Genomic DNA, 20,943 nt, shown 5'->3' on the forward strand with positions numbered 1-20,943 from the left:
AGAATGGGTAATGCATGCCTTGGATTTGGAAATCGAGACACATCAGCGGCGACCCCTTGCGCCGTCAGGTCGCACGCTTCTCGCGCGACGAATCCGGGACGATGACCATTTTCGCAACTTACATAATCCTTATGATGATCCTGGTGTGCGGCATCGGCGTGGACCTGATGCGCAATGAAATGGAGCGTACGAACGTCCAGGCCACAATGGATCGGGCCATTCTGGCCGCGGCCGATCTTGATCAGACCCTGGATCCGGAAGCCGTTGTGCACGATTACTTTGCCAAGTCCGGGCTCTCCGAATTCCTGACATCCGTCAGCGTCGACGAGGGCATCAACTACCGCACCGTCAGTGCGGTGGCGGCAGGCACAACGCCAACCCGGTTCATGCATCTGATGGGCGTTGATGAGTTGCCCGTTCCCGCGGGCGGCACCGCCGAGGAACGCGTCGAGAATGTCGAAATTTCAATGGTGCTCGACATCTCCGGGTCGATGGGGCGCAACAGCAAGATGTCAAACCTTCAGGATGCGGCGAAGGCGTTCGTGGACACCGTCATTCAGGACACAACCGACGATCTGATTTCAATCTCACTTATCCCATACACCGCTCAGGTGAATGCCGGACCGGACATCTATAGTGAGTTAAAGACCAACCATCGGCACAATTATTCGCACTGCATCGACTTTGAGGAGAACGATTTCCTCACGTCCACGATCAGCTTCACGCGCACATACGAACAAATGCAACACTTTGAAGAAGGGTATGACTATTACTCTTCGAGGCGTATTGGGAATCCGGGCTGCCCGCAGCAAACCTACGAACGGATCGTGCCTTTCAGCCAGAACAAGACCAGCCTGAAGGCAACCATCGACGATTACCGGGCGCGGGCCAACACATCCATTCACCTCGGCATGAAATGGGGTGTGGCGCTGCTCGATCCGTCTTTCCGCCCGATCACGCAGGCGCTCGCGCTGGACGACAAGATCGACGGTGTCTTTGCAAGCCGCCCGCAGGATTACGACGACGCCGAAACCATCAAGACTCTGTTGCTGATGACGGACGGTGAAAACGTCAATACGACACGCATCCAACCGTGGTACTACAACAGCAACAGTGAATATGTGCATTGGTCCAAATATCCGCTGTACTGGTACCTCAACAACCACAACGTGGGCAGTTGGAACAACTGGCGTTACACGAAATATACCTCTGGTCAGGCCGACACGATGTTGTCCAACATTTGTGATGCGGCCAAGGCCAAGGGGATCATCGTCTGGTCCATCGGGTTCGAAGTCACGAACCACTCCGCAAATGTCATGGAAGACTGTGCCTCCTCGCCCAGCCACTTCTTTCGGGTCGAGGGGGTCGAGATTACCGAAGCTTTCGAGGCTATCGCCAAGCAGATCAATCAACTGAGGTTGACACAATGATACGCCGCGCAGCGACGATCCTCCGTCAGTTCAAACGAGACGAAAACGGTCAGATGCTGATCGAATTTGCCCTTGCCGTTCCGCTGATCTTCACGCTGTTCATGACGTCTGTCGAAATGGGCATCTATTCCATGCGTCAGATGTTTCTGGACCGCGGGCTTGATATGGCGGTGCGTAATGTCCGGCTCAACACGGGCGTGAACTATACGCATCACGACATCAAAGTCATGATTTGCCAATATTCACACTTCCTCGAAGATTGCGAAACGGCCCTCAAGCTGGAATTGCACCCGATCGACCCGCGTGCCTTCGCCGGCTTTGACAGTCCCGAGGACTGCGCTGACATCTCGCAACCTGTCACGCCTTCGCGGACGTTTGTGCATGGGGGCGAGCATCAGCTGATGCTTGTCCAGGCCTGCTATATGTTCGATCCGGTGTTCCCGACATCCGGTCTTGGATACGCATTGACCAAAGACGGTTCGGGCCGTTCGAAAATGATCTCCCTGTCCGGATTTGTACAGGAACCAAACTCATGACCCGCTGCGCCCGCATGTTCCGTCGCTTTCGCGATGACGAGGAAGGCAGCATCGCTGTCGAGACCCTTCTGATTGTGCCAGTGATTTTCTGGGTCTACCTGACGATGTTCTCGATCTTTGATGCCTACCGTCATCATTCGATCAACCAGAAAGCCGCCTATACGATCGGCGACATCATCTCGCGCGAAACGACGCCGATCGACGGCAGCTACATGCAAGGGACCCGCGAATTGCTGGCCTATCTGACCGCAAACGAAGCGAGCAAGGTCGCCATTCGGGTGACAAGTGTCAAATACGATGCCGAAAACGACGTGTACAAACGTGATTGGTCCCACACGCAGGGCTGGGTGCCGAAACTTGGCAACAACGAGGTCTCTGCGCTCAGGGATGACTTGCCCGTGCTGCCACATAACGAACGCGTCATGGTGGTCGAGACATTTGCGAAATACGAGGCACCGTTCAATACCGGTCTGTCAGACCGCGAAATCCACAACTTTGTATTTACGCGTCCGCGCTATGCGCCGCGGGTCTTGTGGTCTGACGGCTGATCACTTGGCGTCCGAACGATCAAGCTCGCGTTGTGCAATCATCGCCGAAATCATCTCGGCCATGAATTTTGCCTGGGGTCCGGGCACCATGCCGCCGACACCAATGCGGGACCCGATCCGCCACCACATGCCGGGACGCCATGTCCGGCCCTGCCCTGAGGACAGCCGGATCAAAAATCCGTTCGATGGTTTGAAGGCAAAAGCACCGCGGTCGAGTGATACTATGTCCTCGACGCGCGCGATCAATATGCCCGACGTGTCGCGCAACTCGTGTTCTGTCAGTTCCAGAGCATTTCCGGTGGCCTTGCGCATCCTTTCGGCGATCCAGATCGATCCGCCCCCCATGGCCAGCAAAAACAATTGCCAGCCAATCTCGGGCGGCTGCGTGAGCGCCACGTAAATCACCATCAAAGACAGGACATAAAGCGACCCTATTCCAAGAATGCGCCGCCCCATGGAGGAGTGGATCACGGCAAGGACTTCGGGCTCGGATGAATTCGTATCAGACATCCGCTGCTCGTAGCCCGCACTGCCCCCGCTCGCAAGTCCCCGCCATGGCTTTAGCGGCGCACGATGACTTCGGCACCGACCTCTTCGGGTTCGTCATCTGTCATTTCGGGCGGAAAGCCCGGCGCCGTCACGTCCAGCCCCGTCGCGGCCTCAAGCCGTTTGATGATGTTCGGTGACAACTCACGCGGACCGAATTTGGCGATCCCATCCTGAAAGATATCGATCAGCAACGGGTTCAACTCCAACGGCACCCCGGCCCGATCCGCCACGTTCTGAAACAGTCCGATATCCTTGGCCACGAGGTCCATCGTAAAGGAAATGTCACGGCTCCCGTTCAGGATAACCTGACTTTCCGTTTCGTGGACAAAGGAGGTGCCCGAACTGATTGCCATCGCCTCATAGGCGACGCCCAGGTCCATACCCGCGCCTTTTGCCACGGTCAGCGCCTCGGCACAGCTGACAAGGTTCGCAGTCGCCAGATAGTTTGTAATGACCTTCAGAATGGAGGCGCTGCCCAGATCGCCAGTGTGCAAGACCCGCCGTCCCATTGTAGTCAGAAGCGGCAAGATCCGCTCAAACGTCTCCCGGTCGCAACCGGCGAAAATGCTGATGTTGCCGGTGTCCGCCCGGTGACAGCCGCCCGAGACCGGGCAATCGACCGCAGCCCCACCGGCCGCGATAACCTGCGCACCGATCCGTTTGACCTCGGCCTCATCGGTTGTCGACATCTCCATCCAGATTTTTCCGGGCGCGACGTGAGGCAACATCTGCTCCAGCACGGCGGCGGAGGCCGCAGGATTGGGCAGGCACGTGATCACCGCATCGCAGCTTTGCATCAGATCAGCCGGGCTTTTGCCATCACGGGCGCCTGCCGCAGCTTTCCCTGCGACGAAGTCCGTGTTCAGATCGTGAACCGCCACGTCGTGACCGTTCCGGATCAAACTGCCGGACAGTTTTCCCCCCACATTTCCCAACCCGATGAAACCAATTTTCATGACACGTCTTTCCTTGTCTTTTACTTTCAAGGACTGCAGCATGCCGCTCCTTGTCCGTCCTGTTTGCGACATGGCGCGACCGGAATTTGCAACTTTCCGCCCCCTTCGGGCGCGCGCCCGATCGCCCCGAAGTCGTTGAAGCCTTCTGCATTATTCCACGCCGGAAAATGCGCAGTTTGGCTTGCGCCCGGATGTCAGGTATCGCCCTTGCCGGTGTCGTCCTTGTTCAGGTTCAACGCCATCATCGCACTCTTGCCAAGCGGCACCCCCGCGAAAGGCCCCCCGTGCCGATAGTCCGATGGATCAAGAGGATCGAGCGGTTCGGAATTGGCATAAATCTCTTCTGCGAACTGTTCTGCGTTGTCGCGCGGTCGAAACCCCAAATGCTTTGCCCCGGAATTGTCCACGGGCGCGCGATCGTTGTCCGACACGCCGTAGATAACCGAAAACCCGACGATAGGCGTATCAATTGCCCGCTGCACCAACAGGATCATGTCGTCATAGCTGAGCCAACTGCCGACGGCGCGTGGGTTTGTCACCTGCGCACAGGACAAGATGCGCAGACACACGCATTCCAGCCCACGTTTTTCCCAGTACATCCGGCCCAGATCTTCGGAAAAGCACTTGGCAAGGCCGTAAAACGTATCGGGGCGATGCGGCACGTCAATGCCAATCGCCTGCGTCTTGGGATACATGCCGACCGCGTGGATAGACGACGCATAGACGACCCGCCGGACACCGTGACGCGAGGCGGCCTCCCAGACGTTATAGGAGCCGATAAAGTTTGGCCCCAACAACTCTTCGAACGGAGCTTCGTCTACAATTGCGCCGAAATGCACAACCATATCGGCCCCTTCGAGCAGCGGGCCAATCTCGTTCATATTGGCGACATCCGCCCGCACATAGGTCTCGTTGGCCGCAAGATCATCGATGCTCTCGACGATATCGGTACTCACCAAAGTGTCACACATTTTCGCCAATGGTCCGCGTAGATACGACCCCAGGCGTCCGGCCGCGCCGGTTAAAACAAGCTTTTTCATTTGATATCTCCGAAAGTCAAATCACTGCTATTTCGATGATCGGTGTGCCACGCGCGATGTGGGCCATGGCCGGAAAACCCATTGAGAAAGTTGAAGTTCTCAACATCGGGATGCGGTCCCATGATCGCGCCGCCGTCGATGACGACATCGTAGTGCATATCTGGAGGCGATTGCAGATTTCCTGCCATGCGAAGTCTTTCTTTCCTGCGGCCTGCTTTGCACAGGTCCATCTGAAACCGGCGCAGGATGTCTGGTGCACATTGCTGCAATCATGTGCCACGCACCAGCCCTTTTGGCACATTCCGACCTGCCCGGAGCAGGCGCATACTGGGAGCCGCACCCGGCTCTAGCCTGCGTCGTCGAGCCCGGATACACGAAAGACCTCAACCGGGGCATGAATACCCTTCAATGCGATCGCGCCGACGGCGTCGGCCGAGAAATCATCCTCGACGGCTGTATAGGCGCGCGGGCTCAGCAAAATCTCGCCGTCATCGGCCTGGTCGCACAATCGCGCGGCCAGATTAACCGCCGTGCCGCTTGCCGTGTAGTCGTACCGCCCCGAGGAACCGACCATGCCCACCGTCGCATATCCCAGCGAGATGCCCACGCCAAAGCCAAGTTTGTGACCATGGCGCCGCCAGCCCTTGCAAAGCTCGCGCATCCGCGCCCGCATCGCAATTCCCAGCCGCAATGCATCGCCCGCCGGGTCATCGCAGGGCAGCGGATCGTTGAACAGCACCATGATCCCGTCACCCGCCCGGGTATCCACACCAGCCCCATGGGCCGCAATCAGCGCGCCCATCTCTTCGTGATAGGATTGAAGCACCTCAATCGTTTCTTCGGGTTCTGCCGTTTCGCAAAAGGCGGTAAAGCCGCGGATATCGCAGAACAGTACTCCCAACAGCGCGCGGTGGCTCGCCAGCAGCTTTTCCGACCCTTGCGACACGACCGTATCGGCCACTGCCGCAGGCAAAAAGCGTTTCAGCCGCCCCATCCGCTCTATCTCGCCGACCTGTTCCTTCACCCGATCGCCAAGTTCGGCATTCAGAGTCTCGAGCGCTTTGAATTGACGCACATTCTCGATGGCAATCACCGCTTGCGCGGCGAAACTTTCAACAAGAGCAATCTGATCATCGCTAAAGGCGAGGACATCGCGGCGATAGAGCGCGATATTACCGATGGCTTGCCCCCCATGGATCAAAGGGACGGCCAAGAATGTCCGAATACCTTCAACATCCACCATTTCACGGCGCGTCGGCTCTCCCTCCCGATACCGCTCGGTATCTTTGAGGTCCACGCACTGCGTCACGATCCCGTCGCGCATCGAACGTTCAGTGTAAAGCTCGTGGACATAATCGCCCCCTTCAAGATTCCAGACCGTCTTGCCGACCTGGATCAGTCGCAAATCATCCCCCCAATGCGCGACCAGTCGCCCGGCTTTGCGATCCGGATCGACGATATTCAGGCTTGCCATCGGAGATCCGCATAAGGTTGCCGCCCGGTTCAGGATCATATCAAAGACCGGCGCTTCGTCGTCGCGGCTCTTGCTGATCAGTTCCAGTACTTCAGCCGAAGCACGCTCCCGCTTGAGCCGTGTCTGGATTTCACGAAACTGGCGCACGTTCTCGATAGCAATGACCGCTTGGGCCGCAAAACTGCGTACCAACGCTTCATCTTCGTCAGAAAACGGCGACACCTCGCGACGGTACAGGATAATTGCCCCAATCCCTTGCCCATCGTGTACCAGGGGCACCGCAATTACGCTGCGGATACCGCCAATCTCAACTGTTGCCACACGACCCGGATTACCCTTCCGATACAGGTCATCATCCTTGATGTCGGCGTAGCGCAGCACTCTGCATTCCCGAATGGCCCGGACGGCGTATAGTTCTGAACTCTCGAAGTCTTGATGAAATCCATCAAGCATTTTGGCGTATTCAGGCACAGCGCCGCAATGTGCGGGAATGCTCACAAACTCTCGGTTCTGGTCAGCCAACGACAGAATTGCCATGGGGGCGTTACACAAGCGCGATGCGCTTTCGAGGATAATGTCGAAAACTGGCAAATCATCGTCGCGCGACTGGCTGATGACCTCGAGAATTCTCCGCGTAGCCCCTTCCCGATCCAGCCGGATCTGCACTTCACGGAATTGACGCACGTTTTCGATGGCGATGACGGCTTGGGCGGCAAAGGTTTCAACCAGTTCGATGTGCCGTTTTTCAAACGGCAGCACTTCAAGCCGGAACAGCGTGATGCAACCGATGGCGTCCCCGCCTTTCATCAGCGGCACGAACAGAACGCTGCGGATGCCGATGTCATCCACCATCGAGCGTACGACTGGGCTGTTGGCGGCGTAAAGGTCGCTGTCTCCCATGTCGGAAAACGCGACCAGCCTGCCTTCGAGAATACAGCGCGCCGCATAGGACACGTTGCCATCCATCGGCATCCGGCCCTGACGGAAGTGATCCAGCGAGTTTTCGGGAACGCCACGCTGCGCCGCCAATGTCTGAAGAGTGTCGCCCTTTTTCGCCAAAATAAGCCCTGACATCGGCGCGCCACACAGCGCTTGGGCATTTTTCAGGATGGCGTCGAAGACCGGCAAATCGTCACTTCGGCTTTGGCTGATCGCGTCCAGGATTTCGCGCGTCGCAGCTTCACGCTCAAGCGCTTGCGTCAGCCTGGCCTGCGTATCGTCGATGCTGTGTGTGTTCTGCTGGTCGTCCAACGTCGCGCCCCAATTCCCCGCCTCGCAAGCAACAACGTAGACGGGTGACATTAACGTGACCAGTCAAATGGGCAGCGGAGACGCGCATTCGCTCTGTTCCATCCTCAGATTGAGCGGTTGAACTGCCATCAACGCCTTTTCAGGACCTTGGATTTGGCCTGCCCAACGGACTTGGGCAGGCCAATTGTTTGCCTTTAAGCCTGAACCGCTTTCATGAAGCGATCTTTGATGACCACAGGGTCCTTGGTGATGACCGGCAGCTTGATGTTACCGCTCTCGCATTTGCACACGATGATGGTCATCTTTTTGCTGTCGATGGCCGCTTGCAGCACCGTGCCGGTGTCTTCGGCCTTGCACGTCACCACGTTTTCGCAGCCGCACGCCGCCGCCACGTTTTCAAGCTTGGTTTTCTTGCCCGCATAGGTGGGCTGATCCCCGGTCGATCCATAGGAGCCATTATCAATAATCAGCAAGATATAGTTGTCTGCCACATTGTTGGCGATGGTCGGCAGCGTGCCAAGGTTCGTCAGAACGGACCCATCCCCATCAATGGAAATCACGGTCTTGGGTTGCGACAAGGCAAGGCCCAGACCGATGGAGGAGGACAGACCCATCGTGCCCAGCATGTAGAAATTGGTGGGCTGATCATCGATCATGTGCAATTCTTGGCTGGGCAGCCCGATGTTGCAGACGACAAGGTGGTCACGGAGAATGGGCGCGATCTCGCGCAGGATTTCGGAACGGATCATTGGTCGCCATAGCCTCCCCAGAAGTTGGCATCGGTCAGGATCGCGACCGGCTTGTTGCACATGAATGTGTATTTCAGGATCGCATCCAGCTCTTCCACATCCGACTGATGGTGAAAGTGATAGGTGGGGATGTTCATCTGGGCCAGAAGGGCCTTGGTGTGCACAGCCATCTCGACCTGACAGGCCACAGGCTCGCGCAGCTCACCGCGATACGAGATCAGCATCGGCAAAGGCATCCGGTAATACTGGATCAGCGTCGCCAGCGTGTTGATGGTGACCCCGATGGCGGTGTTTTGCATGATGATCGCAGGGCGCTTGCCACCCATATGGGCCCCGGCACACAGCCCCATCCCCTCGTCTTCCTTGTTGGAAGGAATGTGGAAAATCTCGTCGCGGGCGTCGATCTCTTCGATCACACCGGCCAACTGCTTGCAGGGGACCGTGGTGACAAAGGAGACGTCATTGGCGACAAGATCATCCGTGATCTTCTTGTCGATGTTCATCAGGGGGGCCTTTCAGGTTGGGGCATCAAATATCTGGCGCGTGAATGTATGCGCAGGTCGGTTTGAGAACGGTTTTGTTTATGTCAGTCCGAAGTCCGATGGACGTGTACGGCACAATTCGCATGACGCACCACGCGTGCCGCAGTCGAGCCGAGGAAATAGTCGCTCAAACCCGGTCTGTGAGAGCCCATCACGATACAATCGATACCGTTGGCATTGGCGAAATCAATGATCGAGCGCGATGAGTGGCCCGTGATGAGGACGGGCGTTACATTTTGCAAACCCGCGACTTTTTCGGCCATCGTCGCCTTGGCGCGAGCCACCCCGGCCTCGATTGCGCCCTCATCAAGATAAGCCTTCGCAGATCCTTGAACCTCTTCGTGCACGTGCAGCGCGATGATCTCGCAGTCGTCATCTCCGACGGCCCTGGCAACAGCAAGCGTGTGCGGCGAGATGTTGTGGTCAAGCGCCATTGGCACGAGGATTTTGCTGTACATGTTATCTCTCCATCATCTGTTGGCGGCTTTGTCAGGGCCAAGGGTGCAGGACAATCTTTGGCGAGGCAACCGTGCCCGCCCGCAGGTCGGAAAAGGCAGCCGCACCATCTGCCAAAGCCCGCGTTTCAATCCAGTCAAGCGGACCAAGCCGACTATCAAAGATTGCCTGGGCCGTGTCGCGGAAATCCTGCGCAGTGTATGTATAGGTGCCGATGAAGGTGATCTCTTGCAAAGTCATCCGGCGGATATCAAGCCCGCCCATATCTTCACCCAAACCAATATGCACAATCACCCCACCCGGTTCCGTATGGGCCGATGCCGTCGCACGGGTTGCGGCATAGCCCACCGCGTCTATCACCATACCATATTGGCCTTGAGCTGTCGCCGTGGTGTCTTGCCCGCACGCCTCCTGCAAAAATTGACGGCGGGCGGCGTTCGGCTCAACGATCGTGACCTCTTGCAGTCCTTGCGCCTTGAACGCCAAAGCCGCCGCGAGACCAATCGCTCCACCGCCAATGATGAGCGCGCGCTTGTCCGCTCCGGGATCAAGCGCTTCAAGCCCAAGACGCACGGCATGCCAACTGACGGCCAGCGGTTCCGCCAGTGCGGCATGGTCCAGCGAAACGGTATCGGGAACCTCAATCAGGTTGTCGGAGGGCATGGCCACATATTGGGCAAAGGCCCCTTCGCGCGGCGGCATCGAGATGATCTGACGTCCCGGGCACAGATTTTCACGCCCGGTCTTGCAGGCGGTGCATGTGCCGCAATGAACCAGAGGATTGATTGTGACCCGTATGCCATCCCGCGGGCCGCCCATGATGACACCGGCAGCCTCATGCCCGAGGATCAGCGGCGCGGGCCTGCGCGCATCATGCCCCAGATAGGCGTGCATGTCAGAGCCGCAGATGCCGACGGCATCAATGCGCACGACCTCTTCGCCCGGCGCAGGCACCGGATCAGCGGCATCCCGAAACCCGAGGGTTTCCACCCCATCATAAATCAGCGCTTTCATTTCGCGGTATATCCTCCATCCACCATCAGCACCTGACCGGTGACATAGCCAGATGCGTCGGAGCACAAAAACAGCAGCGGGCCGTCGATGTCTTCCATACGACCATTGCGACCCACGCAGGTTTGTGCGGCATTGCGCGCCGCACGCTCGGGGTCATCAAAGACGGCCTTGGTCAGCTCCGTTGGAAAGAAGCCCGGCCCGATCGCATTGGCCGTAATCCCGTCCTTTGACCAACTTTCCGCCATGGCGCGCGTCATCTGGCCAACACCTGCCTTGGTCGTGCCGTAAGCGATGCCCCCGGCGAAGGCCCGCGTCGTCTGTAGCGAGGCAAAGTGCACGATCCGTCCCCAGCCTTTGGCCTGCATCGCGGGTACCAGGGCCTGGCTCAGAAAGAAAGGGGCGGACAGGTTCAATGCCAGCGTGATGTCCCAGCCCTCCTCCGTGACGTCGCTCGCCGCTTCACGGGTGTTGATGCCCGCCGCGTGCACAATGATGTCTGGCGATCCGAACGGGGCCGCGACCTGCTGTGCCAATGTTGCGATACAGGTGCGATCTGCGAGGTTCGCCACCACATAGGCCGCCGCATCCCCTGCATCGGCTTGCCAACGGGCCAGTTCATCAACCCGCCGGGCCACACCGACCACCCGCGCGCCCGCAGCCATCAATACGTCGGCGGAACGCTGTCCCAGCCCGGAACTTGCGCCGGTTACGCAAGCCACCCGGCCGGTCAGATCAAACAAGGCGCGTGGATCAGCCATCGGCTGTCAGGTCAAACGTCTCGTCGGGAAAGTACTTGGCCAGACGCACATCAGCGGCGCGAGCATGGCCTTCCATGCCTTCCAGACGGGAAATCCGGGCTGTCGCTTCGGCCACGGATTTGGAGCCTTCGCGCGTGGCCCGCTGCCATGTGACGATCTTCATGTATTTGTGTACCGACAAACCGCCTGTGTAATTCGCAGCACCTGACGTTGGCAGCACGTGGTTCGTGCCTGACGCCTTGTCGCCGTAAGACACGGTTGTCTCCTCGCCCAGGAACAACGATCCGTAACAGGTCAGACGGTCCAACCACCAATCCAGGTCTTCGGCCTGAACGGTCAGGTGCTCCGGCGCATAGGCGTCGGAGGTCGCCGCCATTTCTTCACGGTCTGCGCACAAAATCACTTCAGCATAGTCGCGCCATGCCGCGAAAGCGTTCTCGCGGTTCACGTCCGGCAGATCGTCGATCAGGGTCGGCACCATCTCCATCACCTTCTCGGCCAGCGCACGGTCATCGGTAACCAGCCAGACGGGCGAGTTATACCCGTGCTCTGCCTGACTGACCAAATCGGTTGCCACGATATGCGCGTCCGCAGAACCATCTGCCAGAACAAGGCTATCGGTGGGACCCGCGATCATGTCGATGCCGACTCGTCCGAACAGGATGCGCTTGGCTTCAGCCACAAACTGGTTGCCGGGGCCCACGAGAATGTTGGCCTTGGGCAATCCAAACAGGCCGAATGTCATGGCAGCGACGCCCTGCACGCCGCCCATGGCGAGGATCTTGTCCGCGCCGCAGATATGCGCCGCATAGATGATCGCCGGGGCCACGCCGACACCCGGCCGCGGCGGGGAACACGCCGTGATATGAGTACAGCCTGCGACTTTGGCGGTGGTCACCGTCATGATCGCGCTGGCAATATGGCTATAGCGCCCACCTGGGACATAGCAGCCCGCCGCATCCACCGGAATGGCGCGCTGCCCTACGGTCATACCCGGCACGACCTCATATTCGATATCGGCGACGGTTGCTTTTTGTGCCTCGGCAAAACGGCGCACGTTGTCATGGGAAAACCGAATGTCGGACTTCAGTTTTTCGGGCACCACGGCACAGGCTGCTTCGATCTCTTCCGCAGTCAGCAGGACATTGCCTTCGTACTGATCGAACTTGGCCGCGTATTCCAACGCTGCCGCGTCGCCTCCAGCCTCGATATCATCAAGAATCTTGGACACGATCTCCTTCACATCCGACGCCCCGGAAGACGAAGTGAGCGTGGCTTTCTTTAGATACTCAACAGGCATTTCTATGATCCTACTTGTAGATTTCTGGCAGGAACGTTGTCGAAATCGCGGGGATGTAAGCGATGAACAGGACAACAACGAACATGCATAAAACGAATGGTACGGCGCGGGCGGCAATCTTGAGGATGGATTCGCCCGTTATCCCGGAAACAACAAAAAGGTTGAGTCCGAGAGGCGGCGTAATAAACCCAACACCCAGTGCAGTGATCATCATGATACAGAACTGTATCTCATTCATGCCGATGTTATCTGCCAGCGGTTTCAAGATGGGTGCAAGGATTACTATGTTTGGAGTCGTCTCCATCACGCAACCTGCAGCAATAAGAATACCGATCATAAGTAAAATCAAAATCCACGGCTCATTTGTCAGCCCCGTGATCGATGTCACGAATCCCTGAGGCACCCCCATGATCGCAAGCGCCTCGGCCAGCGGGGCGGAAAACGCGATAATGGGCAGAATCACCCCGTTCACCTTGGCGGAGCTGAGCAACATCGCAGGGAAATCGGCCAGTTTCAGCGTGCCCATGACAAAGCCCATGATGATCGTCACGATGACGGCTGTGGCACCCGCTTCCGTTGGCGTCAAACGGCCGGAGAAGATGCCGTAAAAAATGATGCCGGGCACGATGAACGCGTACCAGCCTGACGCCAGCGAGCGGCGCAGGTTCGCAAACCACTCCGAAAACGTCAGCATGCCGCCGCCTTCGTAGTCGTAGATGCGGTTGACGATCAGGTTTGTGATCAGGATCGAGAACAGGATCGCAAGGCCGGGGATCAACGCCGCCAGAAACAGGGTCGAGGCGGAAATGCCCAGCACAAGGCCGATGATGATGTAGGCAATCGATGGTGGGATCAGGATGCCGGTACAGGCCCCGGCAGCAACCAGCGCACAGGCGTAGGGGCGCGGATATCCGCTCTCGACCAGACGGGCGATCGTCATCCGACCCACAGCCGCAGCACCCGCCGCGTCTGAGCCGGAGATTGCGGCAAACATGCCGCAGACAAGCACGGTGGCAGAGCCAAAGCCCCCCTTGGCAAAATTGGTCAGCGCCTCGGCCACATCCAGAAATTTCCGCGAGAGACCCGTGCGCACCAGCACGTCACCGGTCAGGATGAACAATGGCACCGCTGTGAGCGCAAAGGCGTCGATCCCGGAAAACAGGCTCTCTCCCACAAGACTGAGCGGCAGATCGCCGGACATCCACAGCATGACGATCGCTGCCGATCCGATGGCCGCCCACACGGGTACGGCGAGCCCGATCAGCGCCACGAACAAAATTACGGGCACATAGAAGTCCCAGCCCAGGTCGACCGTCTGATTGATTTGTTGCCAAAGCATTGCCTATCCCCTCAATCGAACAGTGTATCGCCTTCGTAGACATCGACACCGTCTCGCAGGGCTCTGAGGTCTCGAAGGAAGGATTGCAGCAATCGCCAGATCATCAGCGTAAAGCCGACAGGCACAGCCATGATGAACCAAACCTTCGAGATGCGAAGACCGTCCGTGACCGACCCGAATTTCGCCGAGACGAGAACCGTCTCGATCGACCAGAAGAGCGCGACAAGCGCCACAGCGAACATCACCAGATCGCCGAAAATATACAGCAGCGCCTTGGGACGCGGCCCGAGGTAGTGCATCACCACGTCAATCCGGATGTGCGCGCGCTCTTTCACGGCGACGGCAGCGCCGACCCACGCCAGATAGATGAAGGAATAGCGCACAATCTCTTCCCCCCAGATGGACGAATACGAGAACACCTCGCGTCGCAGCACCTCGATGGCCATGGTCACGACCAGCATCACGTAGAAGCCCAGCAGCAGCCATCGTTCCGCGTTGCGATCAATATTTCGCAAGGTTTCCATACGCCCTCCAGTGGTTACAGACAGATCCGCCCCGGTCCCAAAGACCAGATCAAAAACCTGCTTTGTTCAGTGAAAGTGCGGACGCCTTCGCAGGCGTCCGCAGTTGAAGTATTCAGGCGTCGTGCACGTAATACTTGCCTTGTGTTCCCGCCGCTTCGACCAGCTGTTCGAAGGTGTCCATCGATCCCGCAAGCTCGACCTTGAACGCGTCCCATTCGGGGCGCTGATAGCCGACAGTCTCCTGCCATTCGGCAAGTTGGGCATCACTGAGTGAGTGGAACTCGACGCCCGCCTTGCGCATCTCGGCCATGGCATAGGTACGCGCCGACGGAACTTTGGCAAGGTTCTGGTGAAAGCTCATCTCGGACGCCCATTCGATGGCCTCCTGCACGTCTGCGGGCAGCGAGTTGAACCACTCGACGTTGCAGGCGTAGACTTGGCTGTCAGGCACCGCTTGGGTAAAGGTCACATGGCTCAGGATATCCTTGAAGCCGAAGGCGTAAAGTGCCCCGACGGAGGGGTCCAGAGCATCAGCGACTCCCTGCTTGATCGCCGAAGGCGTTTCCCCCCAGGCCACCGGCGTCGGGTTCGCGCCGCCCATACGGTAGAACTGCTGCAACATCTGCGATCCCGGCACGCGGAACTTGACGCCTTGCAGATCAGAGGGCGTCATGATCGGACCGCTACCGCCTTGGCGCACGGCCATAACGCGCGGATCAATGCAGAAGTAGAACATCGGCTTGAAGCCACGCTGCTCGACCATTGCGTTGACCTCGGTCTTCCAGATGTCGGATGTGACGAGGTTGACGAAGCGTTGGTTGGCACCGCAGAAATACGGCATGTTGATGAGATCAACCGTCGGCGCAAATGGCGCGAAATTGGACAGGGAAAACTGGCCGGCGTTGATCGTCGCCCCCTGCACTTTCTGTGCCAGCGCGGAGCCGACCCCAAGTTGCCCACCCGGCGCCAGTTTGACGTAGATCTTGCCGTTGGACGCGTTCTGAAGGTTTTCCTTCACGTCCAGTTGCATCATCGGATAGCTACGCGAAGTGCCGATGACATACTCCGTGGCGAGCGTCATGACATGCTCGGCTGCCGCTTCGCGGTCGCGCTCTTCACTGGCGGTTTGCGCCGCAGCCTCGGATGACCACAGCGTGCCCGCTGCACCTGCCACAATCGCCGCGGTGAAACCGCCTGTTGCGGCCAGTTTCAGAAAATTCCGGCGCTCTTCGAATAGTAGTTCCGTCTTGTTGTTATCCATTTTCATCCTCCCTTGAAATTCCCTCAGCCTGCTTGCGTTCGTTTCGTTCCGCCTCCTTCTTCAGGATAGCGATAACGAACAGGATCGTGGCAGCAATCAGAACCAGCATCTCGCCCACGTCGCCTAGAAACGCGGCACCTGCAAAAGCACCAAGCACAACATTGGCAAAGTAGATGGCAAAGACGATGGCAGATGCTGTTAAGAACATAGTAGCCCTCCCGACCAGCTGAGTTCCGTGCCCTAGCGTAAGCGCTTACATCAGATTCATGCAAGCCCTTACATCATTTTATTTCAAGCTCTTATATTCTGCGCTATATACAGTTAGCGTTAAGACTGATGTTCACGTTTAGAAATAGCGTTGCGCAGATGGAGATGCATGGACAAGGGCCGATCCATACCGACACTGGGTGATGTCGCCGCAGCTGCGGGCGTCTCGACGGCCACTGTTTCGCGCTGCCTGAACGCACCCCACCGCGTTGTCAAAAGCACACGCGATCGCGTCATGAACTCTGTTCGCGAATTGGGATACACACCGAATTTTGGTGCCCGGGCAATGGCCGCCAAGCGCACTTATACAATCGGCGCCATCATTCCAACGATGGAAAACGCAATCTTTGCCCGTGGCTTACAAGCTTTTCAGGAAGAACTGCACCTGCGCGGCTACACGCTGCTGGTCTCCAGTTCCGCTTATCGCCCCGACGTCGAAGAAGAACAGATCCGCGCCCTTGTCGCGCGGGGGGCCGATGGGCTGCTCCTGATCGGCTATGACAGAGATCCTGCAATCCATGCCTATCTGGAGCTGCGCGAGGTGCCTGCCCTGGTTGCCTGGGCATTTTCCAACGACGACAAGCGCCCTGCAATCGGCTTTGACAATTACGCCTCGATGTATGGTCTCGCCCAAGAGGTACTGCGCCTTGGGCACCGGCGGATCGCCGTCATTTCAGGGATCACGAAAGGCAATGACCGCGCCACACAGCGCTTGAAGGGTATTCAGAGCGCGGTGCGCGACAGCCAGATCGACCCCGAATCGCTCCACATCATCGAGTCCACCTACGAGATCGAAAGCGGTGCCGCTGCCTTCGGTCAGATCATGCAGTCCGCCCGACGCCCCACGGCGGTAATGTGCGGCAACGATGTGCTGGCTGTCGGGGCATTGCAGCGCGCGCGCGTTATGGGCTTAAGGGTGCCCGAGGACGTGTCGATTACTGGATTTGACGATATTGAACTGGCGCGGATCGTTACACCCGCGCTCACAACCGTACATGTGCCACACCGCGAAATGGGCCGCAAAGCCGCCGTAGAATTGGTGAATATGGTCGAAAAGAAAAGCGGTGGCACCTCGACGCAACTGCAAAGCTCGCAGCGTTTACGCGAATCCCTGGGCCCTGCCCCGACGTGATCGGCACGCGCATCGTGACCTTGAAACGAAGCTGGGTTGGGTGCTGCGGCACAATCGGTTGGAGGCACATGACTTGCGGTGGTTTTGCACGGAGCAAATAGGAAATATCCCGAATGAGCAGCGCCCGTCACAATACCCTTACCCTCGGGCAGGAACGCGGGCTGCGGGGCCGATAACAAGACGGTAGCGTTTGGTGACCCGGGTCAGGCGTAAATCACCTGTGTGCCGACATCGCTGCAAAAACGCGCGCAGGCTGGCGGCAATCCCTTGTCGGTCACAAAAACATCGACGTCGCTGATCGACGCAATCCGCGCAGGGGCCTTGCGTTCGAATTTCGAGCTGTCGGAGACCAGAAAAACGGATGTGCTGTGATCGATGATGGCCTTGCTTACGCCGACCTCGCTTATGTCATAATCCAGAATGTCGCCATCTTCGCGCAGCGCAGAGCAGCCTATGATCGCGTAGTCGAAACGAAATTGCCGAATGGTTTCCTTGGTCAGATCACCGATCAGACCGCCATCGGAGCGGCGCAACTGGCCACCCGTCACCACCACGTCAATCTCTGGGTTGCCGGATAGAATGCGGGCGATGTTCATGTTGTTCGTCACCACCAACAATCCCTGATGGTTGAGCAGCTCAGCCGCGACCGCCTCAGTGGTTGTGCCGATATTTAGAAAAAGAGAACAATCGTTGGGAATTTGCGTGGCGCACATCCGCGCAATATCGACTTTGGTCGCCTGGTTCAGTTCACGCCGTTCGCTGTAGCCAATATTCACCGTCCTGGAGGGCAGGATGGCGCCGCCATGCACGCGCTCAAGCTGGCCAGACTCCGCCAGATCCGTGAGATCGCGCCGGATCGTTTGCGGCGTGACACCAAAATGCTCGACGAGGCCGTCCACAGTGACTTTACCTTCGCGCCGCGCGATGTTGAGGATTTCGGGTTTGCGCAAAGTTTGAACCATACTCATACCCCCTCCCGCGTTTCTTTTCGCAACCGTCTTGACGCGCATATGACTGGCGTCACGCCGCATCACCTGTTCACTTCAAGCTGGTTCAGGCTGTTATGTATCAAGAATGCACAAATAATAATACGTCATGTTCACAATACCAAAAAGATGCGATCGAAAACGAACATTTCCTTTTCCCCGCATGGGCTTTGGAAGGATTTCTTCCCGCAAAAACTTGCCCTGCGTTGTATCGGACGAGGATTCAACGGGTGACGCAAGCAACCTTGAACTGTCAGCCAGTCTGCCCAAGATCCGACATTGCCTCTGCCACCTTTCGCGGCGGCCGTTGCGCTGTATCATCGTGGCCTCCACGATCGGGAGTATTTCGAAGTGCGACCGGTGCGCCATGATCAATGATACCCGCACGCGAAACGAAACGTCACATTTGCCCACAAGGATGTCGCGATGCATGAGCGCCGCGTTGTGCAGATTGCCATCCTGCAAGAACTGCTCGTCAAGCCGATGCCCGCCTTTGTCCGCAAGAAACCGTTTGATCCGTCCTCGCAGGGCAGCAACCCTGTCCGAAAATGCGGCTCTCCTTCAGTCTGCCTTGTTTACGCTTTTGCGGCATTCCGCTAAGCATGACTCAAGGTTCGAATGCGGCAAAGGTCAAAACCTCACGACGCATCATCGTTGAAACTGTCATTTCCGATCAGGGAGGGATTGATGACATTCTCAGTTGAATCATCCACGGGTATTGCGTGCTCGATTGGGTTGATGGACACATCCGTTATTTATGACATCAATGCCGCACAGGTATTCCTGAACACCGAAGCTGGTGGCCTTTCGGTCTTGCCGCACGCAGAGTAGGAGCCCGGAATGCAGTTGTTTGCCCAAGCCTGCGGCCTGTTCCCCATGCCACAAGACGAGGACAAGGGCCGATGACCGTCGTCGGTCATGCGTTGATCAAATCCCGGCAGCACGCCGGACCACCGGGATGCAGGGCGCTTCGGCATCCTCTCAGCGCCCCAAACCTCCATGTAAAGATGGCCGCATTCGGATCGACTTCAGGATGGCAGATCCGCCACACATATTTTGAATGCCCATCCGCTATTCCAGAGAAGACACCATGAAATACGTACTGGCAATTGACCAAGGCACCACATCTTCCCGCGCCATTCTGTTTGACGAAGCCCTGACCCCCGTCGCCAGAGCACAAGAAGAGTTTGCACAGCATTTTCCGCAATCGGGCTGGGTCGAACATGATCCGGAGGATTTGTGGGGCTCCACCGTCGACACCTGCCGCGAAGTGATCGAGCAGGCGAGTATCGAAGCGACGGATATCGTGTCGATCGGGATCACCAACCAGCGCGAAACAACCGTGGTCTGGAACCGGAAGACAGGTCAAGCGATCCACAACGCAATCGTGTGGCAGGATCGTCGCACCGCCGACTATTGCAAACATCTGCGCGACGAAGGCCATGTCGAGATGTTTACCGATCGCACCGGTCTGCTGATCGACCCGTACTTTTCCGCTACCAAGCTCAAATGGATTCTCGACCACGTTGACGGGGCCCGCGATATGGCCCGCCGGGGTGAATTGCTGTTCGGGACGGTGGATACCTACCTGATCTGGAAGCTGACCGGGGGCAAGGAACACGTCACCGATGCCACCAACGCCGCGCGCACCATGCTCTATGACATACGCAAAGGCCGGTGGAGCCAGACCATCTGTGACCTCTTCGACATTCCCATGGATATGCTGCCGCAGGTCAAGAACAGCGCCGACGACTTCGGCACCAGCAGTGCGGATCTCTTTGGTCGCCCCATTCCGATCTGCGGTGTGGCAGGCGACCAGCAGGCGGCAACCATCGGACAGGCTTGTTTCAAGCCGGGTATGCTGAAATCCACCTACGGCACCGGGTGCTTTGCGCTTTTGAACACCGGCGACACGCCGGTGAAATCCAACAACCGCCTGTTGACCACGATCGCCTATCAACTTGACGGCAAGCCAACCTACGCGTTGGAAGGGTCCATCTTTATCGCGGGTGCGGTGGTGCAGTGGCTGCGCGATGGTCTCAAGATCATTCACGACGCACCCGAGACGCAGCCGATGGCCCAAGCCGCCGACGAAACTCAATCCGTTGTACTGGTGCCAGCATTCACGGGCCTTGGGGCACCCTACTGGAACCCGGACTGTCGCGGCGCAGTTTTTGGGCTGACCCGCAATTCGGGCCCCAACGAACTGGCCAAAGCAGCGCTTGAAAGCGTCGGCTATCAGACTCGCGATCTGTTGGAGGCCATGCGTGCCGACTGGGTGTCCGAAGGGGGCTCAGCCGTGCTGCGCGTCGATGGCGGGATGAGCGCCTCTGACTGGACGATGCAGTTTCTGGCCGACATCATCGGCGCGCCGGTGGATCGCCCGAAAGTGTTGGAAACGACAGCTCTTGGCGTGGCCTGGCTGGCCGGGATGAAGGCGGGACTGATGCCCGACCAGGATACATTCGCACAGCAATGGGCGCTGGAACAGCAGTTCCTGCCGCAAATGGATGAAGCGTTACGGTCGCAAAAATACACCAACTGGCAACGCGCCGTGGCCGCGACCCTGAGCTACTAGTCGCATGCAGAACGGCTGACATATTTTGGCACCTCGGGACGATCGGGGCCAAATGCGTCAACATCGGCTGGTAGATTGCACGAGTACCCCGCTGACCGAAGCAGATCCCGATATCCAGCAGCCCCTCGGGATCAGGAATGCATCCTGGCATCCAATTTCGACGGGAAGCTCCGCTTTAGAGCGTGTTGCACTTAATTGGCCTCATAGCCTGCTGCTCTGAAGAAGTTATAGCATTCCTCGTCTGAGAACAGGC

The 20,943-nt window shown here is 57.9% G+C and carries 23 protein-coding genes; 7 read left to right on the plus strand and 16 right to left on the minus strand.

The window, feature by feature from the left end; translation table 11 throughout:
- Positions 1-14: 14 nt before the first annotated feature.
- From LC354_RS13300 to LC354_RS13310, 3 genes are read left to right on the plus strand one after another with little or no spacing between them, the layout of a single operon-like run.
- Complete coding sequence (locus tag LC354_RS13300; RefSeq protein WP_223424593.1) at positions 15-1,430, plus strand: TadE/TadG family type IV pilus assembly protein; 1,416 nt, start codon at positions 15-17, stop codon at positions 1,428-1,430.
- Positions 1,427-1,966 carry a TadE/TadG family type IV pilus assembly protein gene (locus LC354_RS13305; RefSeq protein ID WP_223424595.1) on the plus strand — a complete coding sequence of 180 codons (540 nt, stop codon included), beginning with the start codon at positions 1,427-1,429 and terminating at the stop codon, positions 1,964-1,966. Before LC354_RS13300 ends, LC354_RS13305 begins: the two co-directional genes overlap by 4 nt.
- Positions 1,963-2,514, plus strand: a complete 552-nt coding sequence (locus LC354_RS13310; protein ID WP_223424597.1) for a TadE/TadG family type IV pilus assembly protein — start codon at positions 1,963-1,965, stop codon at positions 2,512-2,514. Before LC354_RS13305 ends, LC354_RS13310 begins: the two co-directional genes overlap by 4 nt.
- Here LC354_RS13310 and LC354_RS13315 read toward each other — a convergent pair whose 3' ends face one another.
- The 15 genes from LC354_RS13315 to LC354_RS13385 all read right to left on the minus strand — a co-directional run bounded on the left by LC354_RS13315 (position 2,515) and on the right by LC354_RS13385 (position 15,935).
- Positions 2,515-3,024: a hypothetical protein gene (locus LC354_RS13315; RefSeq protein ID WP_223424598.1), complete on the minus strand. Its 510-nt coding sequence runs from the start codon at positions 3,022-3,024 to the stop codon at positions 2,515-2,517.
- Positions 3,025-3,074: 50 nt separating this feature from the next.
- A complete protein-coding gene (locus tag LC354_RS13320) occupies positions 3,075-4,019 on the minus strand; it encodes an NAD(P)-dependent oxidoreductase (protein ID WP_223424599.1) in 945 nt (314 codons plus the stop codon).
- A gap of 194 nt (positions 4,020-4,213) precedes the next feature.
- Positions 4,214-5,059 (minus strand): NAD-dependent epimerase/dehydratase family protein, encoded by an 846-nt coding sequence (locus tag LC354_RS13325; protein ID WP_223424600.1) that lies wholly within the window; start codon positions 5,057-5,059, stop codon positions 4,214-4,216.
- Entirely contained in the window at positions 5,056-5,247 is a 192-nt protein-coding gene (locus LC354_RS13330) for a hypothetical protein (protein ID WP_223424601.1), read from the minus strand. The genes LC354_RS13325 and LC354_RS13330 overlap by 4 nt, the downstream gene beginning before the upstream one ends.
- Before the next feature lie 158 nt (positions 5,248-5,405).
- Positions 5,406-7,835, minus strand: a complete 2,430-nt coding sequence (locus tag LC354_RS13335; RefSeq protein ID WP_223424602.1) for a GAF domain-containing protein — start codon at positions 7,833-7,835, stop codon at positions 5,406-5,408.
- Between the two features lie 143 nt (positions 7,836-7,978).
- A complete protein-coding gene (gene comE / locus LC354_RS13340) occupies positions 7,979-8,533 on the minus strand; it encodes a sulfopyruvate decarboxylase subunit beta (RefSeq protein WP_223424603.1) in 555 nt (184 codons plus the stop codon).
- Positions 8,530-9,036, minus strand: a complete 507-nt coding sequence (gene comD, locus LC354_RS13345; protein ID WP_223424604.1) for a sulfopyruvate decarboxylase subunit alpha — start codon at positions 9,034-9,036, stop codon at positions 8,530-8,532. The genes comE and comD overlap by 4 nt, the downstream gene beginning before the upstream one ends.
- A gap of 83 nt (positions 9,037-9,119) precedes the next feature.
- Positions 9,120-9,533, minus strand: coding sequence for a universal stress protein (locus LC354_RS13350; protein ID WP_223424605.1), 414 nt, complete (start codon positions 9,531-9,533; stop codon positions 9,120-9,122).
- A 31-nt stretch (positions 9,534-9,564) separates the two neighbouring features.
- Entirely contained in the window at positions 9,565-10,545 is a 981-nt protein-coding gene (locus tag LC354_RS13355; RefSeq protein WP_223424606.1) for a zinc-dependent alcohol dehydrogenase, read from the minus strand.
- A complete protein-coding gene (locus tag LC354_RS13360) occupies positions 10,542-11,303 on the minus strand; it encodes an SDR family NAD(P)-dependent oxidoreductase (protein WP_223424607.1) in 762 nt (253 codons plus the stop codon). Before LC354_RS13360 ends, LC354_RS13355 begins: the two co-directional genes overlap by 4 nt.
- Positions 11,296-12,603 carry a histidinol dehydrogenase gene (gene hisD / locus LC354_RS13365; RefSeq protein ID WP_223424609.1) on the minus strand — a complete coding sequence of 436 codons (1,308 nt, stop codon included), beginning with the start codon at positions 12,601-12,603 and terminating at the stop codon, positions 11,296-11,298. Before hisD ends, LC354_RS13360 begins: the two co-directional genes overlap by 8 nt.
- A 10-nt stretch (positions 12,604-12,613) precedes the next feature.
- Positions 12,614-13,942: a TRAP transporter large permease gene (locus LC354_RS13370; protein ID WP_223424610.1), complete on the minus strand. Its 1,329-nt coding sequence runs from the start codon at positions 13,940-13,942 to the stop codon at positions 12,614-12,616.
- An 11-nt stretch (positions 13,943-13,953) separates the two neighbouring features.
- Positions 13,954-14,466, minus strand: a complete 513-nt coding sequence (locus LC354_RS13375; protein WP_223424612.1) for a TRAP transporter small permease — start codon at positions 14,464-14,466, stop codon at positions 13,954-13,956.
- A 112-nt stretch (positions 14,467-14,578) separates the two neighbouring features.
- Positions 14,579-15,727: a TRAP transporter substrate-binding protein gene (locus tag LC354_RS13380; protein WP_223424613.1), complete on the minus strand. Its 1,149-nt coding sequence runs from the start codon at positions 15,725-15,727 to the stop codon at positions 14,579-14,581.
- Entirely contained in the window at positions 15,720-15,935 is a 216-nt protein-coding gene (locus LC354_RS13385; RefSeq protein WP_223424615.1) for a hypothetical protein, read from the minus strand. The genes LC354_RS13380 and LC354_RS13385 overlap by 8 nt, the downstream gene beginning before the upstream one ends.
- 168 nt (positions 15,936-16,103) lie before the next feature.
- On the opposite strand from LC354_RS13385, the gene LC354_RS13390 reads away from it, so the two are divergent.
- A complete protein-coding gene (locus LC354_RS13390; protein WP_223424617.1) occupies positions 16,104-17,126 on the plus strand; it encodes a LacI family DNA-binding transcriptional regulator in 1,023 nt (340 codons plus the stop codon).
- A gap of 203 nt (positions 17,127-17,329) precedes the next feature.
- Here the strand turns inward: LC354_RS13390 and LC354_RS13395 are convergent, their stop codons facing one another.
- A complete protein-coding gene (locus LC354_RS13395) occupies positions 17,330-18,088 on the minus strand; it encodes a DeoR/GlpR family DNA-binding transcription regulator (RefSeq protein ID WP_223424626.1) in 759 nt (252 codons plus the stop codon).
- A gap of 450 nt (positions 18,089-18,538) precedes the next feature.
- Between LC354_RS13395 and LC354_RS13400 the strand changes: the two genes are divergently transcribed.
- The 3 genes from LC354_RS13400 to glpK all read left to right on the plus strand — a co-directional run bounded on the left by LC354_RS13400 (position 18,539) and on the right by glpK (position 20,690).
- Positions 18,539-18,712, plus strand: a complete 174-nt coding sequence (locus LC354_RS13400; protein ID WP_223424618.1) for a hypothetical protein — start codon at positions 18,539-18,541, stop codon at positions 18,710-18,712.
- 87 nt (positions 18,713-18,799) lie between these two features.
- The gene (locus tag LC354_RS13405) at positions 18,800-18,943 is read left to right on the plus strand and encodes a hypothetical protein (RefSeq protein ID WP_223424620.1); all 144 of its coding nucleotides are present in this window, start codon (positions 18,800-18,802) and stop codon (positions 18,941-18,943) included.
- A gap of 259 nt (positions 18,944-19,202) precedes the next feature.
- A complete protein-coding gene (gene glpK / locus LC354_RS13410; RefSeq protein ID WP_223424621.1) occupies positions 19,203-20,690 on the plus strand; it encodes a glycerol kinase GlpK in 1,488 nt (495 codons plus the stop codon).
- Positions 20,691-20,943 lie beyond the last annotated feature (253 nt).

Source organism: Tateyamaria pelophila (assembly GCF_019966495.1).
GTDB lineage: Bacteria > Pseudomonadota > Alphaproteobacteria > Rhodobacterales > Rhodobacteraceae > Tateyamaria > Tateyamaria pelophila.

What these genes read in the sequence shown, in the direction of transcription:
- LC354_RS13300 (WP_223424593.1), top strand. Translation starts at nt 15, where the DNA reads ATGCCTTGGATTTGGAAATCGAGACACATCAGCGGCGACCCCTTGCGC.
- LC354_RS13305 (WP_223424595.1), top strand. Translation starts at nt 1,427, where the DNA reads ATGATACGCCGCGCAGCGACGATCCTCCGTCAGTTCAAACGAGACGAA.
- LC354_RS13310 (WP_223424597.1), top strand. Translation starts at nt 1,963, where the DNA reads ATGACCCGCTGCGCCCGCATGTTCCGTCGCTTTCGCGATGACGAGGAA.
- LC354_RS13315 (WP_223424598.1), bottom strand. Translation starts at nt 3,024, where the DNA reads ATGTCTGATACGAATTCATCCGAGCCCGAAGTCCTTGCCGTGATCCAC.
- LC354_RS13320 (WP_223424599.1), bottom strand. Translation starts at nt 4,019, where the DNA reads ATGAAAATTGGTTTCATCGGGTTGGGAAATGTGGGGGGAAAACTGTCC.
- LC354_RS13325 (WP_223424600.1), bottom strand. Translation starts at nt 5,059, where the DNA reads ATGAAAAAGCTTGTTTTAACCGGCGCGGCCGGACGCCTGGGGTCGTAT.
- LC354_RS13330 (WP_223424601.1), bottom strand. Translation starts at nt 5,247, where the DNA reads ATGGCAGGAAATCTGCAATCGCCTCCAGATATGCACTACGATGTCGTC.
- LC354_RS13335 (WP_223424602.1), bottom strand. Translation starts at nt 7,835, where the DNA reads ATGTCACCCGTCTACGTTGTTGCTTGCGAGGCGGGGAATTGGGGCGCG.
- comE (WP_223424603.1), bottom strand. Translation starts at nt 8,533, where the DNA reads ATGATCCGTTCCGAAATCCTGCGCGAGATCGCGCCCATTCTCCGTGAC.
- comD (WP_223424604.1), bottom strand. Translation starts at nt 9,036, where the DNA reads ATGAACATCGACAAGAAGATCACGGATGATCTTGTCGCCAATGACGTC.
- LC354_RS13350 (WP_223424605.1), bottom strand. Translation starts at nt 9,533, where the DNA reads ATGTACAGCAAAATCCTCGTGCCAATGGCGCTTGACCACAACATCTCG.
- LC354_RS13355 (WP_223424606.1), bottom strand. Translation starts at nt 10,545, where the DNA reads ATGAAAGCGCTGATTTATGATGGGGTGGAAACCCTCGGGTTTCGGGAT.
- LC354_RS13360 (WP_223424607.1), bottom strand. Translation starts at nt 11,303, where the DNA reads ATGGCTGATCCACGCGCCTTGTTTGATCTGACCGGCCGGGTGGCTTGC.
- hisD (WP_223424609.1), bottom strand. Translation starts at nt 12,603, where the DNA reads ATGCCTGTTGAGTATCTAAAGAAAGCCACGCTCACTTCGTCTTCCGGG.
- LC354_RS13370 (WP_223424610.1), bottom strand. Translation starts at nt 13,942, where the DNA reads ATGCTTTGGCAACAAATCAATCAGACGGTCGACCTGGGCTGGGACTTC.
- LC354_RS13375 (WP_223424612.1), bottom strand. Translation starts at nt 14,466, where the DNA reads ATGGAAACCTTGCGAAATATTGATCGCAACGCGGAACGATGGCTGCTG.
- LC354_RS13380 (WP_223424613.1), bottom strand. Translation starts at nt 15,727, where the DNA reads ATGGATAACAACAAGACGGAACTACTATTCGAAGAGCGCCGGAATTTT.
- LC354_RS13385 (WP_223424615.1), bottom strand. Translation starts at nt 15,935, where the DNA reads ATGTTCTTAACAGCATCTGCCATCGTCTTTGCCATCTACTTTGCCAAT.
- LC354_RS13390 (WP_223424617.1), top strand. Translation starts at nt 16,104, where the DNA reads ATGGACAAGGGCCGATCCATACCGACACTGGGTGATGTCGCCGCAGCT.
- LC354_RS13395 (WP_223424626.1), bottom strand. Translation starts at nt 18,088, where the DNA reads ATGGTTCAAACTTTGCGCAAACCCGAAATCCTCAACATCGCGCGGCGC.
- LC354_RS13400 (WP_223424618.1), top strand. Translation starts at nt 18,539, where the DNA reads ATGCATGAGCGCCGCGTTGTGCAGATTGCCATCCTGCAAGAACTGCTC.
- LC354_RS13405 (WP_223424620.1), top strand. Translation starts at nt 18,800, where the DNA reads ATGACATTCTCAGTTGAATCATCCACGGGTATTGCGTGCTCGATTGGG.
- glpK (WP_223424621.1), top strand. Translation starts at nt 19,203, where the DNA reads ATGAAATACGTACTGGCAATTGACCAAGGCACCACATCTTCCCGCGCC.